The 14972-nt window shown below is 73.8% G+C and carries 13 protein-coding genes; 9 read left to right on the top strand and 4 right to left on the bottom strand.

The window, feature by feature from the left end; all coding sequences use genetic code 11:
• Positions 1-20: 20 nt before the first annotated feature.
• The 5 genes from ACGFZQ_RS10115 (at position 21) to ACGFZQ_RS10135 (ending at position 5499) form a co-directional block, all read left to right on the top strand.
• The gene (locus ACGFZQ_RS10115) at positions 21-647 is read left to right on the top strand and encodes a TetR/AcrR family transcriptional regulator (RefSeq protein WP_393839930.1); all 627 of its coding nucleotides are present in this window, start codon (positions 21-23) and stop codon (positions 645-647) included.
• Between the two features lie 56 nt (positions 648-703).
• Positions 704-2506 carry a gamma-glutamyltransferase family protein gene (locus ACGFZQ_RS10120; RefSeq protein ID WP_393839931.1) on the top strand — a complete coding sequence of 601 codons (1803 nt, stop codon included), beginning with the start codon at positions 704-706 and terminating at the stop codon, positions 2504-2506.
• 142 nt (positions 2507-2648) lie between these two features.
• Positions 2649-3497: an inositol monophosphatase family protein gene (locus tag ACGFZQ_RS10125; RefSeq protein ID WP_393839932.1), complete on the top strand. Its 849-nt coding sequence runs from the start codon at positions 2649-2651 to the stop codon at positions 3495-3497.
• 86 nt (positions 3498-3583) lie between these two features.
• Positions 3584-4993: a phytoene desaturase family protein gene (locus ACGFZQ_RS10130; RefSeq protein ID WP_393839933.1), complete on the top strand. Its 1410-nt coding sequence runs from the start codon at positions 3584-3586 to the stop codon at positions 4991-4993.
• Positions 4990-5499, top strand: coding sequence for an O-acetyl-ADP-ribose deacetylase (locus ACGFZQ_RS10135; RefSeq protein ID WP_393839934.1), 510 nt, complete (start codon positions 4990-4992; stop codon positions 5497-5499). The genes ACGFZQ_RS10130 and ACGFZQ_RS10135 overlap by 4 nt, the downstream gene beginning before the upstream one ends.
• A gap of 10 nt (positions 5500-5509) precedes the next feature.
• On the opposite strand, the gene ACGFZQ_RS10140 is transcribed toward ACGFZQ_RS10135, so the two are convergent.
• Positions 5510-6409, bottom strand: a complete 900-nt coding sequence (locus tag ACGFZQ_RS10140) for a LacI family DNA-binding transcriptional regulator (RefSeq protein ID WP_393839935.1) — start codon at positions 6407-6409, stop codon at positions 5510-5512.
• A 32-nt stretch (positions 6410-6441) separates the two neighbouring features.
• Complete coding sequence (locus ACGFZQ_RS10145; protein ID WP_393839936.1) at positions 6442-7359, bottom strand: LysR family transcriptional regulator; 918 nt, start codon at positions 7357-7359, stop codon at positions 6442-6444.
• A gap of 145 nt (positions 7360-7504) precedes the next feature.
• On the opposite strand from ACGFZQ_RS10145, the gene ACGFZQ_RS10150 reads away from it, so the two are divergent.
• Positions 7505-8401, top strand: coding sequence for an SDR family oxidoreductase (locus tag ACGFZQ_RS10150; RefSeq protein ID WP_393839937.1), 897 nt, complete (start codon positions 7505-7507; stop codon positions 8399-8401).
• Positions 8402-8501: 100 nt separating this feature from the next.
• On the opposite strand, the gene ACGFZQ_RS10155 is transcribed toward ACGFZQ_RS10150, so the two are convergent.
• Both ACGFZQ_RS10155 and ACGFZQ_RS10160 read right to left on the bottom strand, forming a co-directional pair.
• Positions 8502-9836 (bottom strand): HupE/UreJ family protein, encoded by a 1335-nt coding sequence (locus ACGFZQ_RS10155; protein WP_393839938.1) that lies wholly within the window; start codon positions 9834-9836, stop codon positions 8502-8504.
• A gap of 3 nt (positions 9837-9839) precedes the next feature.
• The gene (locus ACGFZQ_RS10160) at positions 9840-11054 is read right to left on the bottom strand and encodes a DUF3500 domain-containing protein (protein WP_393839939.1); all 1215 of its coding nucleotides are present in this window, start codon (positions 11052-11054) and stop codon (positions 9840-9842) included.
• A 136-nt stretch (positions 11055-11190) separates the two neighbouring features.
• Here ACGFZQ_RS10160 and ACGFZQ_RS10165 point away from each other — a divergent pair, with 136 nt between their 5' ends.
• The 3 genes from ACGFZQ_RS10165 to ACGFZQ_RS10175 all read left to right on the top strand — a co-directional run bounded on the left by ACGFZQ_RS10165 (position 11191) and on the right by ACGFZQ_RS10175 (position 14972).
• On the top strand, positions 11191-11916 hold the full coding sequence (locus ACGFZQ_RS10165; protein ID WP_393840368.1) for a response regulator transcription factor: 726 nt from the start codon (positions 11191-11193) through the stop codon (positions 11914-11916).
• Entirely contained in the window at positions 11913-13379 is a 1467-nt protein-coding gene (locus ACGFZQ_RS10170; protein WP_393839940.1) for a sensor histidine kinase, read from the top strand. The genes ACGFZQ_RS10165 and ACGFZQ_RS10170 overlap by 4 nt, the downstream gene beginning before the upstream one ends.
• Before the next feature lie 114 nt (positions 13380-13493).
• Complete coding sequence (locus ACGFZQ_RS10175) at positions 13494-14972, top strand: AlkA N-terminal domain-containing protein (protein ID WP_393839941.1); 1479 nt, start codon at positions 13494-13496, stop codon at positions 14970-14972.

Genomic DNA, 14972 nt, shown 5'->3' on the forward strand with positions numbered 1-14972 from the left:
AAGTCACGTAGGATCCGCCCATGGGTAGATGGCAGCCGAACGCACGCGGGCGCCTGGCGGCAGCGGCGCTGGAGCTCTACAGCGAGCGCGGATACGAGCAGACCACCGTGGCGGAGATCGCCAGGCACGCCGGGCTCACGGAGCGGACCTTCTTCAACCACTACGCCGACAAGCGCGAGGTGCTGTTCGCCACCGCCGGCGAGTTCCAGGACCGGTTCGTGGGGGCGGTCTCCGGCGCCCTGGAGTCCGTGGCGCCGATCGACGCCCTGGCCGTGGGTCTGGACGAGATCGCCGAGATGCTCGCCGGCCAACGCGATTTCGTACGCACCCGGCAGGCTGTGATCATGTCGAACCCCGAACTCCAGGAGCGCGACCTGATCAAGCTCGCCGCGACCTCGGCCGCGCTCGCCGACGCCCTGCGCCGGCACGGCGTCGCGGAACCGGACGCGAGCCTGGCCGCCGAGGCGGGGGTCGCCCTCTTCAAGGTCGGCTTCCACCGCTGGATCGCGGCGGACGAGGAACGCGAGCTGTCGCTGTTGATGCGGGAGGCACTGGACGCGCTCAAGTCCGTGACCGCGGGCGGCCGGTGCGCGGCCGGGCCCCTTCAGCCGGCCGGAGCGTCGGAAGGGGCCCAGGGCGATCGGTAGTGTCCTGAGTGCGGATCCGATCGGCCGACGTGCGTAACAGCGAGGTGAGAGCCCACATGTTCACCACCCGACCCACCCTCCAGGGCACCTTCGGCATGGTGTCCTCCACACACTGGCTGGCCTCCCAGTCGGCGATGGCGGTCCTGGAGAACGGTGGCAACGCCTACGACGCGGCCGTCGCGGGCGCGTTCGTCCTGCACGTGGTCGAGCCGCACCTCAACGGGCCCGCCGGCGAGGTACCGATCCTGCTCGCCCCGGCCGGCGGTGAGGTGCGCGTGCTGTGCGGGCAGGGCGTGGCCCCGGCCGGCGCCACGGTCGCCCACTACCGGGGGCTCGGCCTGGACCTGGTCCCCGGCACCGGCCCGCTGGCCGCGGCCGTCCCCGGCGCCTTCGACGCCTGGCTGCTCCTGCTGCGCGACCACGGCACCAAGCCGCTGGAGGAGATCCTGGCGTACGCCATCGGGTACGCCGAGCACGGGCATCCGCCCGTGGAGGGCGTCGGCGCGACCGTGGCGAGCGTGCGGGAGCTGTTCGAGACCGAGTGGACCTCGTCGGCGGAGCTGTACCTGCCCGGCGGCCGTGCGCCCCGGCCCGGCGAGTTGTTCCGCAACCCCGCCCTGGCCGTCACCTGGAAGCGCCTGCTCGCCGAGACCGCGGGCACCGGGGACCGGGAGGCGCGGATCGATGCGGCCCGCGAGGTCTGGCGCACCGGCTTCGTCGCCGAGGCCCTGGTCCGGCAGGCCGCCCGCCCCACCATGGACACCAGCGGCGAGCGGCACACCGGCACCCTCACCGCCGCCGACCTGGCCGGCTGGTCCGCGAGCTACGAGCCCCCGGTGTCGTACGACTGGAACGGCTGGACCGTGTGCAAGGCGGGCCCCTGGAGCCAGGGCCCGGCCCTCCTCCAGCAGCTCGCCCTGCTGCCGCCCGAGCTGTCCGATCTGCCCGGGTACGGCTCCGCCGACTACCTGCACCTTTTGATCGAGGGCTGCAAGCTCGCCATGGCCGACCGCGAGGCCTGGTACGGCGACGCGGCCGAGGTCCCGCTGGCCGAACTGCTCTCGGACGCGTACAACGCCGGGCGGCGCGGCCTGGTCGGCGCCAAGGCCTCCGAGGAACTGCGGCCCGGCAGCCCCGGCGGGCGGGCGCCCCGGCTGCCCGGGCACGCGCGCGTGGAGGCCGCGAGGAGCACCGCCTTCGACCCGCTGGGCGCGGGCGAGCCGACGGTCGCGCAGGTCGCCGCCGACGGCACCACCCGGGGCGACACCTGCCACCTGGACGTCGTCGACCGCTGGGGCAACATGATCGCGGCCACCCCCAGTGGCGGCTGGCTCCAGTCCAACCCCGTCGTCCCCGAGCTGGGTTTCCCGCTGGGCACCCGGCTCCAGATGGCCTGGCTGGAGGAGGGCCTGCCGAACTCCCTCACCCCCGGCCGCCGTCCCCGGACCACGCTCACCCCGTCGATCGCCCTGCGCGACGGGGTCCCGGTGCTGGCCTTCGGCACGCCCGGCGGCGACCAGCAGGACCAGTGGCAACTGCACTTCTTCCTGGCCGTCGCGCTGCGCGGCGAGGTGCGCGGCGGCCTCGACCTCCAGGGCGCGATCGACGCCCCGAACTGGCACAACGACAGCTTCCCCAGCTCCTTCTACCCGCGCGGACGCCGCCCCGGAAGCGTGACCGTCGAGTCGCGGACGGACCCCGGGGTGGTGGCGGAGCTGCGGCGGCGCGGTCACGACGTGACGGTCGGGCCGGGCTGGTCGGAGGGGCGGCTGTGCGCGGTGGCCCGGGACCCGGGGACCGGGGTGCTGTCCGCGGGGGCGAATCCGCGCGGGATGCAGGGGTACGCGGTGGGGCGTTGACGCCGATGTGCTGACGTCAGGGCGCTGACCTGGCGCGTCCGTCGACGGCCCGCTGATCGTCGGCACCGGCTGTTCGTCCGTATTCCACCTCCCGTACATCCGAGCGGCGGGGATTGTCAGTGACGCGTGCTCTCATGGAGGCATGATCGAAGCAACGGAGACCATCGACGAGTTTCTCCTTCAGCATGCCGGTGACGTCGAGGACGCCATCCGCAAGGCCGCCCGGACCGAGATCCTGCCCCGCTGGCGGCGGCTCGCCGACCACGAGGTCGACCAGAAGAGCGGGCCGCACGACCTGGTGACGGACGCCGACCGGCTCGCCGAGAGGTACCTCACCGGGGCGCTGGGCGCCCTGCTGCCGGGTTCCGTCGTGGTCGGCGAAGAGGCGGTGCACGCGGACCCGGAGACGTACGAGGCGCTCCAGGGCGACGTGCCGGTGTGGATTGTCGACCCGGTCGACGGCACCCGCCAGTTCGTGCGCGGCGAGGACGGCTTCTGCACCCTGGTCGCGCTCGCCCACCGGGGCGTCCTGCTCGCCTCCTGGACCTTCGCCCCGGCCCGCGGCCAACTCGCCACGGCGGTACGGGGAAAGGGCGCCTTCCTGGACGGCGTACGGCTGCACGCCGGGTCGCCCGCGGAGGGCCGGGACCTGCGGATAGCCACCTCCCACCCGGACTACACGACCGATGCGCAGAAGCGCGCGCTGATCGCCCTGTGGGTCGACGGCGTCACCCCGCGCGCCTGCGGCTCGGCGGGCCTGGAGTATCTCGCCGTCGCCCGGGGGGAGTTGGACGCGACCGCGTTCTCCTGGGAGGCCGCCTGGGACCACGCGGCCGGGCTGCTGCTGGTCGAGGAGGCGGGCGGTGCCCACCTGACCCTGGCCGGCGAGCCGTTCCGGATCACGGGCGGCAACACCCTGCCGTTCACCGCGGCCCGCGACGCGGCCACCGCCCACCGGGTGGTGGACCTGCTGCAGAACCCCCACTGGTAACCCCGGACGAGGGCGGTGTCAGTCCTCCGGCATATCCTGAACCCGAGTGGCCAATCGGCTGACGAAGGGGTGCGAAGGTGCCGTCGATGCTCGATGCGGTCGTGGTGGGGGCGGGGCCGAACGGCCTGACGGCCGCCGTGGAGCTGGCCCGGCGCGGCTTCTCCGTCGCCGTCTTCGAGGCGCGCGACACCGTGGGCGGCGGGGCCCGGACCGAGGAGCTCACGCTGCCCGGCTTCCGGCACGACCCGTGCTCCGCGGCGCACCCGCTCGGGATCAACTCGCCCGCGTTCCGCGCCCTGCCCCTGGAGCGCTACGGCCTGGAGTGGCTGCACCCCGAGCTGCCGATGGCCCACCCCTTCCCGGACGGCCGGGCCGCCGTACTGGCCCGCTCGGTCGCCGAGACGGCGGCCTCCTTCGGACCGCGCGACGCGGGCACCTACCGCAGGCTGGTCGAGCCGTTCCTGCCCAAGTGGGACACCCTGGTACGGGACTTCATGTCCCTGCCGCTGACCGCGCTGCCCCGTGACCCGGTCACCCTCGCCCGCTTCGGCCTGGTCGGGCTGCCGCCCGCCGGCCTGCTCCTGCACCGCTTCCGCGACGAACGGGCCAGAACCCTCTTCGCCGGCCTCGTCGCCCATGTCATGGCCCCGCTCAGCGGCATCGCGACCGGCGCCGTCGGCCTGGTCTTCGCGCTCGCCGCACACGCCCGCGGCTGGCCGGTGGCCCGGGGCGGCTCGCAGGCCATCTCCGACGCGCTCGCCGCCTATCTCAAGGACCTCGGCGGCGCGATCCACACCGACTACGAGGTCAAGCGCCTCGACGACCTGCCGCCCGCGCGGTCGTACATCTTCGACACCTCGCCGACCGCACTCGCCCGTATCGCCGGCCTCGGCAACTACTACGAGGACTACCGGTACGGCCCGGGCGTCTTCAAGATCGACTATGCGCTGGACGGGCCGGTTCCGTGGACGGCGCCGGAGGCCCGCCGGGCCGGTACCGTGCAGATCGGCGCGGACAGCGCGGAGATCGGCACCGCTCTGCGCGCCGCCTCCCGCGAGGGCCGCGCCCCCGACCGGCCGTTCATGATCACCGTGCAGCCCGGGGTCGTGGACCCTTCCCGCGCCCCCGAGGGCAAGCAGGTCTTCTGGGCGTACGCCCATGTGCCCAACGGCTGGACCGGCGACCTCACCGACGTGATGGAACGTCAACTGGAGCGCTTCGCCCCGGGGTTCCGCGACCGCGTGCTGGCCCGCGCCACCGCCGGCCCCGCCGAACTCGCCGCCCGCAACGCCAACTACGTCGGCGGCGACATCGGCACCGGCGCGGTCTCCGGCCTGCAGATCCTGCTGCGCCCCAAACTCTCCCTGTTCCCGTACGGCACCCCGCATCCGGCCGTCTTCATCTGCTCGTCGGCCACCCCGCCCGGTCCAGGGGTACACGGCATGTCGGGGCACAACGCGGCCAAGGCCGTGTGGAGGAGGCTGAGACAGTCATGACCCGCATCACGCTCGTCCAGGGCGACATCACGCAGCAGACCGCCGACGCGATCGTCAACGCGGCCAACTCCTCCCTGCTCGGCGGCGGGGGTGTCGACGGCGCCATCCACCGGCGCGGCGGCCCGGCGATCCTGGCGGACTGCCGCAAGCTCCGCGCCGGGCACTTCGCCAAGGGCCTGCCCACCGGCCACGCGGTCGCCACCACCGCCGGCGAACTCGACGCCCAGTGGGTCATCCACACCGTCGGACCCGTCCACTCCCCGAGCGAGGACCGTTCCGAGCTGCTCGCCTCCTGCTACCGCGAGTCCCTGAAACGCGCCGACGAACTCGGCGCCCGCACGGTCGCGTTCCCCGCCGTCTCCACCGGGATCTACGGCTGGCCGCTGGACGACGGCGCCCGGATCGCCGTGGCGACCGTCCGGGACGCGGACACGGCCGTCGAGGAGGTCCGGTTCGTGCTCTTCGACGAGCGGGCCTACAAGGCGTTCGCCGCGCAGCTGACCTGAGAGCGGGGGCTCACACCGAGTCCCTGACGATGATCCGTGCCGGCACCGGCACCAGCCCCGCCGAGTCCAGCCCCAGCGCGGTGCGCGCCGCCAGCCGGCCATGGGCCTCCGCGTCGATGTGCACGGTGGTCAGGGCGGGGGTGCTCAGCTCGCCGTAGCCGGTGTCGTCGTACCCGATCACCGCGATGTCGCCGGGGACGGCCAGGCCCAGGTCGTGCAGGGCGGTCAGGGTGCGCAGGGCGAGGTCGTCGTCGAAAGCGGCGACCGCCGTGACGTCCGGGTGGGCCTCGCGCAGCCCGGCGACCGCGCCGGTGCCCGCCCGCCTCGGGCGCGGCACCGTGACCGGGACCAGGGGCGGCAGGCCGAGGCTGTGCACGGTGTGCTCGGCGAACCGGCGCCGGGCCCGGGCCGGCGCCGAGTCCTCCTCGGGGAGGGCCAGCGCGATCCGGGTGTGCCCGTGCTCGGCCAGATGCCGGATCTGCAGGGCCGCGTGCGCGGCGAGGCCGTCCTTCCAGCCGCCGCCCCGGTCCTCCAGGTCGTGACCGGTCAGATACGGCTCGGCGAACCGGATCATGGCACGCGGGGCGATCGCGTCGAGCACCTGCCGGGTCGCCTCCGCCGAGTGCTGCCCGTGCCGCACCAGCAGGACATGCCCGTGGGCCGCGAGTTCGTCGTCCAGGCCGCGCACATAGCTGCGCGAGTAGTTGCCCTCCAGACCCCGGTCCAGGTCGAGGACGACCACCCGGGAACTGCCCTCGCGCAGCGCACGGGCCACCCCGTGCGGGACATAGCCGAGGTCGCGCGCCGCCTGCCGTACCCGGTCGCGGGTGGCGGCCGAGATGGACTGGCTCGGGTCGTCGTTCAGGACGAAGCTGACCGTGGCACGCGAGACACCGCTGGCGGCGGCCACGTCGTTCAGCGTGACTCTCCTGGACCCACCCATCACTCCACCCCGATGCTCGTGCGCGGGCGTTCGGTGCGGGCCGCGCCGGCGGGGACCAGATGGGCCTCGGCCGCGCGCCGGAACGCCGGCAGCAGGGGATGCCGGTCGCCGGCCCGGGTGGCCAGGACGACCTGGACGGGGTCCGCGTCCACGACCGGGACGACGACGATGTCCGGCCGCAGGTTGCCCCGGAAGCCGGCCGGCGCCAGCGACACCACCTCACCGCTCGCGACCAGCTCCAGCTTGTCCTCCAGCGTGTCCACCAAGGCGCCCAGGTTGGTGTGACCGGCGGGATTCGCGCCGATCCGGTCGGCGCCGGTGAAACGGGGGAGCGGCTCGTCGGCGAAGTCGGCGAGCGTGACCGACTCCTTGCCCGCCAGCCGGTGGCCGAGCGGGACCAGCAGCACGCGCGGCTCGTCGTACAGCACCGCGATGTCCAGGTCGTCGGCGGTGAACAGGAACCGGGTCACCACCACGTCGACCCGGTGGTCGAGCAGCGCGTCCCGCGGTTCGTTCCAGTCCACGTGCAGGGTGCGGACGTCGGCCTCCGGGTGGCGGTGGCGGACCTCCCGGACGGCCGGGGTGACGATCTGGTGGGTGGTGTACCCGACCGTGAACGGTCCGTGCGCGGCGGCCGAGCGCGCGCTCGCGGCAGCCCGGGCGGCACTGCGCAGCAGCTCCCTGGCCTGCGGCAGAAAGGTCTCGCCGGCCTCGGTGAGCCGGGTGCCGCGCGGGGTGCGATCCAGCAGCCGGACGCCCAGCTCCCGCTCCAGACGCCGGATCTGCCGGCTCAGCGACGGCTGGGCCAGATGCAGCGCGTCGGCCGCCCGGCCGAAGTGCAACTCCTCGGCGACCACGGTGAAGTAGCGCACCAGGCGCAGCTCCAGGTCCACCTGCGGTACGAAGGAATCGGGCACCCCTCGACTCTACTCCCGCCGCCGTGAGCTGCGGTCATGACCGGACAGACATCACCGGGTGCGGAACGGGTCTTGGACCCCGGACCCGGGCCGGACGCAGGCTGGAGTCATCCCAGCACATTCACTCTCCGTGAGGTGATTTCTCATGCGTGTGTTCGTCACCGGCGCCACCGGGTTCATCGGCAGCGCGGTCGTCCGCGAACTGCTCGGCGCCGGGCACCAGGTGCTCGGCCTGGCCCGCTCGGACGCGGCCGAGGCGGCCCTGAAGGAGGCGGGGGCGGAGGTGCACCGGGGCGACCTCGACGACGTCGACGGGCTGCGGGTCGCGGCGCAGGCGGCGGACGGGGTGGTCCACACGGGCTTCAACCACGACTTCTCCGACCTGCCGGGTGCCCTGCGCACCGAACTCGCGGCCCTGGCGGCCTTCGGCGACGCCCTCGCCGACTCCGGCCGCCCCCTGGTCATCAGCTCCGTGACCGGCCTGCTCGCCCCGGGCCGCCTCGGCACCGAGACGGACGGACCCGACCCCGCGGCTCCCGGTGCACACCGCGGCGAGTCGGAGCGGGCCGCCCTCGCCCTGGCCGACCGCGGAGTACGGGTCTCCGCGATCCGGCTCTCGGCCTCCGTGCACGGGGCCGGCGACCACGCCTTCGTCCCGCACCTGATCGACCTCGCCCGGGACAAGGGCGTCGCCGGCTACCCGGGCGACGGCGCCAACCGCTGGCCGGCCGTGCACCGCCTGGACGCGGCCGTCCTCTTCCGCAAGGCTCTGGAGACCGCCCCGGCCGGTGCCGTGCTGCACGCGGCGGCCGAGGAGGGCGTACCGCTCCGCGACATCACCGCGGTCATCGGCCGCCGCCTGGGCCTGCCGGTGGCGTCCCTCGCGCCGGAGGAGGCGGCCGCCCACTTCGGGTGGATGATCCGCTTCGCCGGCAACGACAACCCGACGTCGAGCACCGCGACGCGGGAGCGCTACGACTGGCGGCCCGACCGGCCGGGGCTGCTGGCCGACCTCGACCAGGACCACTACTTCGGCGGCTGAGCCCCGCACCCGCGCTGCCCGGGGGCGCCGACGGCCCACTGGCCAACCGGCGCCCCCGTCCCCCCGCCCCCGGGGCCTCCGCCCTCGCGGCGCCCCGGAGTCAGCTGTTGGACCCGGCGGTGCCGGCCCGTTGGGGCGTCCTGGCGGCCCCGGCTCTGCGAACCGTCCCCGTGGCCTCCGGTGGCCGTGGTGCCAAGCCCCACGACACCCCCGCCAGCGCCGCGAACACCCCGGCGACCAGCAGGGGATGGCCGACCAGCCAGGTCTGGAGGCTCTCGAACGGGTCGGCCGGGGTCAGTGCCGCCCGTTCCAGCATCCAGGACCCCGAGAACACCAGGCCGACCACGGCGATCCCGATCCGGAACGCCGGATAGACGGTGGTGCGGGCCAGCACCAGCAACGACGGCATCAGCAGGGCGACGACCAGCAGCTGGGTCAGCTCGATGCCCAGGTTGAAGCCGAGCAGCGTGGTCACCAGGGAACCCCGGTCCAGCCCCAGCTCGCCGATGAGGGAGGCGAACGCCAGCCCGTGCACCAGCCCGAACCCGCTCGCGATCACCACCTCGCCGCGCGCCACCAGGGGGCGTACGGCATGCAGCGCGGACACCGCGATCGACAGGGCGATGAGAGTCTCGACCGGCCGGGACGGCACATGGACGAGCCCGGTGGCGGCCAGCGCCAGCGTGAGTGAGTGCCCCACCGCGAACGCCGACACCACGTGCACGACCCGCACCACACTGCGCCGCGCCGAAGGAGCGGCCGTGCGCCAGCTGCCCCCGGCGGCCAGCAGGGGGGCCGGAATGAGCAGCATCAGCAGGAACAGCAGGTGGTCGGCGCCCGCACCGACGTGCTTGATGCCCAGCCCGGCGGCGCTCAGAAAGCCGCGCAGCCAGGACCGGCGGCCCGAGGGGACCTCCAGGGACTTGGTGTCCCAGTCGAAGACGCCCAGGGTGCGGGCGTCGGCGGACGTGGCCACGCCCTGCTTCAGGTCGTAGCCGACCGTGACGATGCCCTGGTGGGTGAGGAGTTCCTCGACGATGACGTCGTAGCGCAGCCGGAAGCCGGTGACACGGGCGTCCGGCGGACGGATCGTCAGGGGGTAGACGAGGTGGAGGATTCCGTCGATCGTGCGGACCGTCCCCCTGCCGAGGGTGACCGTCCAGGCCCTCCCGTCGTCACCGGTGGCGCCGATGTGCCGGGCGGCGTACCCGTGCAGGTACGCCCGGTCGGTCCCGAGGACGGCGGCCGGGGTGAGATCGCGGTGTACGGCCACCGAGAGCCGGTCGAGGGGCAGTTCGACCTCGCCGGTGACCCTGTCGTCGTGGACGTCCAGAAGGACGGCCGAGGTCGCCATGGGGTGGGCGCCGGCCGCCGGCACGGGACCGGCGACCAGCACTACGGCGGCGACCAGCAGCGCGAGCAGCAGTCGGCGCACGCGTCACTCCCAGCCGTAGTCGGCGGTCTCGTCCCGGAAGATCGTGTGCTGGTGGACTCCCGAGGTGGACGCGCCCGGCTGGTTGGAGAACTCGACCCAGGCCGACGGACCGTCGATGCGGACGTAGGTCTGGTTGTTGTCGAGGGTGGTGCCCCCGCTCCAGCCGAGGTACGTCTCGTCGTACTCGGAGACGTACTTGGCCAGCAGCCGCCGGGCCGCCTTCTCGTTGAGGTCGTCCACCCAGGTGGCGAGCATCTTCGTCACCGCGTGCCGCTGCTTCCTGGACAGGTCGCTCACCCGTACGCCCTGGGGCGTGGGGAAGGGGCCGTCGTGGCCCGGGCCGAGATACAGGTCGTCGAAGCTGCCGTCGATCTCGGCGGCGGCCAGCTGGTCGGCGGTGAGCGACTGGACGGCGGCGATGCTCGCGGCCCGCTTGTCCGCGAGCGGGGCGTAGTGCACGCCGTCCTGGTCGAACTCCATCGGCTCGACGCCGGTCAGCGTCGGGGACATCGTCACGTTCCGGCCGGCGTACGTGATGTTGTACGCCGCGTGGTGGCCGCCGTACTGGACCATGAACTCGCCCTTGGTGCTGGGCTTTCCGAAGAAGGAGAGGTAGTACCACTCCGAGCCGAAGCTCGCGCCGCCACCACCGGGACGACCCGTCGGACCGCCCGTGGGTGTGCCGGTGGGGGGCGTGCCTGTGGGCGTACCCGTGGGTGTACCCGTGGGACCACCGCCACCGCCACCGCCACCGCCACCGCCGCCGGGGCCGGTGTTCGGGAGTGAGGCGAGATAGTCGTCGGACGTGCGGATGTCGACGAGTTCCTGGTACCCCTGCTTGCTGAGCGCCGCCCTCATCACCTTGAGGGCGGCCGCCTGCTGCTCGTCGGTGAGGTCGCCCAGCTTGAGGCCGTTGCGCTGTACGACCGGAATCGGGAAGTTGGACCAGCCGGTCTTCTTGACCGGGTCGTCGAAGCTGTAGAGCGCGGCGTCGCGCTGCTCGTCGGAGAGGGTCGCCAGGAAGGCGTTGGCGGCCTTGACCACCTGCGCGGTGTTGGCGCCACCGGCCCCGAAGTGCCTCGCGGAGGCCGGGATCGCCTTGATGGTGGCCAACTCCGCGCCGGACGAAGCCGAGTTGAGCGCGGCACAGCCGGTGACACCGAGGCTCAGGCAGGCGGTGAAGGCCACGGCGGGGCGCACGAGTCTGACGGAGTTCATGGGACTCCCAGGTGTGGGGGGACGACGGCACTCATGGTGGGCGTCCGGTCTCAGAGGGTTGCGGGAGGGGATCGGGAGTCGGGTAAGAAATGAGTTCCGCGTTGCGTGAGAGCCCGGAGGGTGTCCTGTGAACGGATTGCGAACTACGCCTGGATCGACTGGAGTTGGCCGTGCGGCGGACCGGGTCCTGGTCGTCGACGACGATCGCGCGGTGCGTGAGTCCCTGGCGCGCGCCCTGGAGCTGGAGGGGTACGACGTCGTCACCGCGACCGACGGAGTGCAGGCCCTGGCCCGCACCCGCCGGGACGTCTTCAGCGCGCTGATCGTCGACGTGATGATGCCGCACGTCGACGGCGTAGCCGTGTGCCGCGTGCTGCGCGCGGACGACGACCGCACCCCGCTTCTCCTGCTCACCGCCAGAGCGGGCACCCGGGAGCGGGTGGCCGGCCTGGACGCCGGGGCCGACGACTACCTGTGCAAGCCGTTCGAGGTACCCGAACTGCTCGCCCGTTTACGCGCGTTGCTCAGGAGATCTCCGGTACCGGACCCCGCGCCTTTCCCCTCCGCGTTGCGGGTCGCCGCCCTGCGGGTCGCCCCCGCCGAACGCCGGGCCTGGTGGGCGGAGTGCGAACTGGCCCTGTCCAGAACCGAGTTCGATCTGCTGGAACTGCTCGTACGCAACGAGGGCCTGGTCCTCGATCACGCCACCCTCTACCACCGGGTCTGGGGGGAGAGCGCCGGAGTCGACGCCAGGAACCTGGCCGGTTACGTCGGTTACCTGCGGCGCAAGCTCGCCGACGCCGGGGCGCCCGAGCTGATCCACACCGTGCGCGGGGTGGGCTACGCGGTGCGCCGCCCATGAGCCTGCGCGCACGCCTCGCCCTCTCCTTCGCCGCGGTCGGCGCCGTGGTGGCCGCCCTGGTCGGGCTGCTCAGCTACCGTGCCGCCTCCGACCGCGTCCTCGCGGAGACCGACCGCACCCTGAAATCCACCACGGTGGCCGTGGTACGGGATAGGGCCGGGGCACTCGCCGTCGTCGACGCGATGACCCGGGGCCCCGCGCTCTACCCCGGGCCGGACCTGCCTGGCCCCGGCGACGAGAAGGAACGGCAGCTCGTCGTGCGGTCCGTGGCTCCGGACGGCACGACCAGCCACCTCGGGGGACCGCCCGTCGAGCTTCCGGTGTCCGGCGCCGTACGCGGCCTCGCCGCCTCGGGCGCGCCCGGCCGGACCGACACCGCCGAGTCCGCCGTGGGCGGCCACACCTACCGGGGACTGACCACCGCCCTGGGCGGCAACCGTGGCGCCCTCCAGGTCGCCGTGCGGATCGACCAGACGCACTACGTGCTCGGCGGCATGGCCCGGGAGATGGCCGGCGCGTCCCTCACCGTCACCCTCCTCGCGGCCGGCGCGGGCTGGCTGCTCGCCCGGCGCCTCGCCCGGCGCCTGGAACAGCTGGCCCGGACCGCCGAGCAGGTCAGCACGGAGAGCCTGGCCGGCCTCGACGGGACGGGTTTCACCCGGGAAGCCGACGCCGCCGGCCCGGGAGGCGGGATCGCCGGAGCCGGCGGCCGGGACGAAGTGGGCCGGCTGTCGGAGTCGTTCAGCCGCATGCTGGCCCGGCTCACCGCCGCACGAGAGGCACAGGAACAGCTCGTCCAGGACGCCGCCCACGAGCTCCGCACCCCCCTCACCAGCCTGCTCACCAACGCCACCGTGCTGCGCAGGGCGACCGAACTCGCCCCGGACGCCCACGCCCGGCTCCTCGACGACGTCGAGGGCGAGACCCGCGAGCTCGGACTCCTCGTCGACGAACTCGTCCAACTGGCCCTCGCCGGGAGCCGGGACGAGCCCGACGAGCCCGTGGACCTGGCCGAGCTGGCCGGACGCGGGGCACGGCGTGTGTACCGTCGCACCGGACGGCTGGTGCACGTCGACTCCGACGGCTCGGTGGTCCAGGGCCTGCGGTACGCCCTCGAACGGGCCGTCGGGAACCTCCTGGAGAACGCCGCCAAGTTCGATCCCGACGGCCGCGAGCCGATCGAGGTGCGCATCCGGGCGGGCGCGGTCGTCGTCTCCGACCGGGGGCCCGGCATCGACACCGCCGACCTCCCCCGTGTCTTCGACCGCTTCCACCGCGCCGACACGGCCCGCGGCCTGCCCGGTTCGGGGCTCGGCCTGGCCATCGTGCGGGAGGTGGCGCGGGTCCACGGGGGAACCGTGTCCGCGGCCCGGCGAGCCGGGGGCGGGGCGATGGTCGGATTCAGCGTGGCGGCGGAGCGGGTGCGGTCGGTGCGGGGCGCCCGGCGGGACGGGACGGAGTGAGCCCGGCCTGCGGTCGCGCCTTCGCCGAGGGGCGGTCACGCAGCCGCAGGCCCGCTCACCTACGTGTCGGATTTCCGCCAGCACCGGCCCCTCCCGGTGGTCGATGCTGGACCCATGCAGAAAGGGACGAACCTCGACCGAGAGCACTGTGTACGGGCCGTGCAGTCGAAGGACGCACGGTTCGACGGCTGGTTCTTCACGGCCGTCCTGACCACCCGCATCTACTGCCGGCCCAGCTGCCCGGTGGTTCCGCCCAAGCCCGAGAACATGACGTTCTACCCGAGCGCGGCCGCCTGCCAGCAGGCCGGCTTCCGGGCCTGCAAGCGCTGCCGCCCCGACACCAGCCCCGGCTCCCCGGAGTGGAACCAGCGCGCCGACCTCGTCGCCCGCGCCATGCGGCTCATCGCCGACGGAGTCGTGGACCGCGAGGGCGTGCCCGGCCTCGCCGTCCGCCTCGGCTACAGCCCCCGGCAGGTCGAACGCCAGCTCCTCGCCGAACTCGGCGCCGGCCCGCTGGCCCTCGCCCGGGCCCAGCGCGCCCAGACCGCCCGCCTGCTGATCGAGACGACCGCCCTGCCGATGGCGGAGATCGCGTTCGCGGCCGGCTTCTCCTCGATCCGCACCTTCAACGACACCGTCCGCGAGGTCTTCGCGCTGTCCCCGAGCGAGCTGCGCGACCGCCGCCCGCGCTCGGCGCATCTCGCCCCGGGCGTGCTCACCCTCCGGCTGCCCTTCCGTGCCCCCCTCAACCCCGACAACCTCTTCGGCCACCTCGCGGCCACCGCCGTGCCCGGCGTCGAGGAGTGGCGGGACGGCGCCTACCGGCGGACCCTGAGGCTGCCGTACGGCCATGGCATCGCGGCCCTCACCCCGAAGCCCGATCACATCGCCTGCCGGCTCACCCTCAGCGATCTGCGGGACCTGCCCGTCGCCATCAGCCGCTGCCGGCGGCTGCTCGACCTGGACGCCGACCCGGTCGCGGTCGACGACCAGCTGCGCACCGACCCCGTCCTGGCTCCGCTGGTGGACAAGGCGCCCGGCCGCCGGGTGCCCCGCACCGTCGACGAGGCGGAGTTCGCGGTCCGGGCCGTACTGGGCCAGCAGGTCTCCACGGCCGCCGCGCGCATCCACGCGGCCCGCCTGGTGACCGCCCACGGCACCCCGGTCGACGACCCGGAGGGCGGCCTCACCCACCTCTTCCCGACCCCCGAGGCGCTGGCCGAACTGCCCCCCGAGTCCCTGGCGATGCCCCGCACCCGCCGTACCACCTTCACCACCCTGGTCGGCCAACTCGCCGACGGCACCCTCCACCTGGGCGTGGAGAGCGACTGGGCGGAGGCCCGCGCCAAGCTCCTCGAACTCCCCGGCTTCGGCCCCTGGACCGTCGACGTCATCGCCATGCGCGCCCTCGGCGACCCCGACGCCTTCCTCCCCACCGACCTCGGCATCCGCCGCGCCGCCCAGGAGCTGGGCCTGCCCGGCACCCCGGCCGCCCTCACCGCACGCGCGGCCGCCTGGCGCCCCTGGCGGGCCTACGCGGTCCAGTACCTGTGGGCGACCGACAGCCACCCGATCAACTTCCTTCCCGTGTAA

Origin of the sequence: Streptomyces sp. NPDC048254 (assembly GCF_043201895.1) — a bacterium.
Taxonomy (GTDB): domain Bacteria; phylum Actinomycetota; class Actinomycetes; order Streptomycetales; family Streptomycetaceae; genus Streptomyces.

Excerpts from the sequence above, each read along its gene's own strand:
- ACGFZQ_RS10115 (WP_393839930.1), top strand. The coding sequence starts at position 21 with ATGGGTAGATGGCAGCCGAACGCACGCGGGCGCCTGGCGGCAGCGGCG.
- ACGFZQ_RS10120 (WP_393839931.1), top strand. The coding sequence starts at position 704 with ATGTTCACCACCCGACCCACCCTCCAGGGCACCTTCGGCATGGTGTCC.
- ACGFZQ_RS10125 (WP_393839932.1), top strand. The coding sequence starts at position 2,649 with ATGATCGAAGCAACGGAGACCATCGACGAGTTTCTCCTTCAGCATGCC.
- ACGFZQ_RS10130 (WP_393839933.1), top strand. The coding sequence starts at position 3,584 with ATGCTCGATGCGGTCGTGGTGGGGGCGGGGCCGAACGGCCTGACGGCC.
- ACGFZQ_RS10135 (WP_393839934.1), top strand. The coding sequence starts at position 4,990 with ATGACCCGCATCACGCTCGTCCAGGGCGACATCACGCAGCAGACCGCC.
- ACGFZQ_RS10150 (WP_393839937.1), top strand. The coding sequence starts at position 7,505 with ATGCGTGTGTTCGTCACCGGCGCCACCGGGTTCATCGGCAGCGCGGTC.
- ACGFZQ_RS10160 (WP_393839939.1), bottom strand. The coding sequence starts at position 11,054 with ATGAACTCCGTCAGACTCGTGCGCCCCGCCGTGGCCTTCACCGCCTGC.
- ACGFZQ_RS10170 (WP_393839940.1), top strand. The coding sequence starts at position 11,913 with ATGAGCCTGCGCGCACGCCTCGCCCTCTCCTTCGCCGCGGTCGGCGCC.
- ACGFZQ_RS10175 (WP_393839941.1), top strand. The coding sequence starts at position 13,494 with ATGCAGAAAGGGACGAACCTCGACCGAGAGCACTGTGTACGGGCCGTG.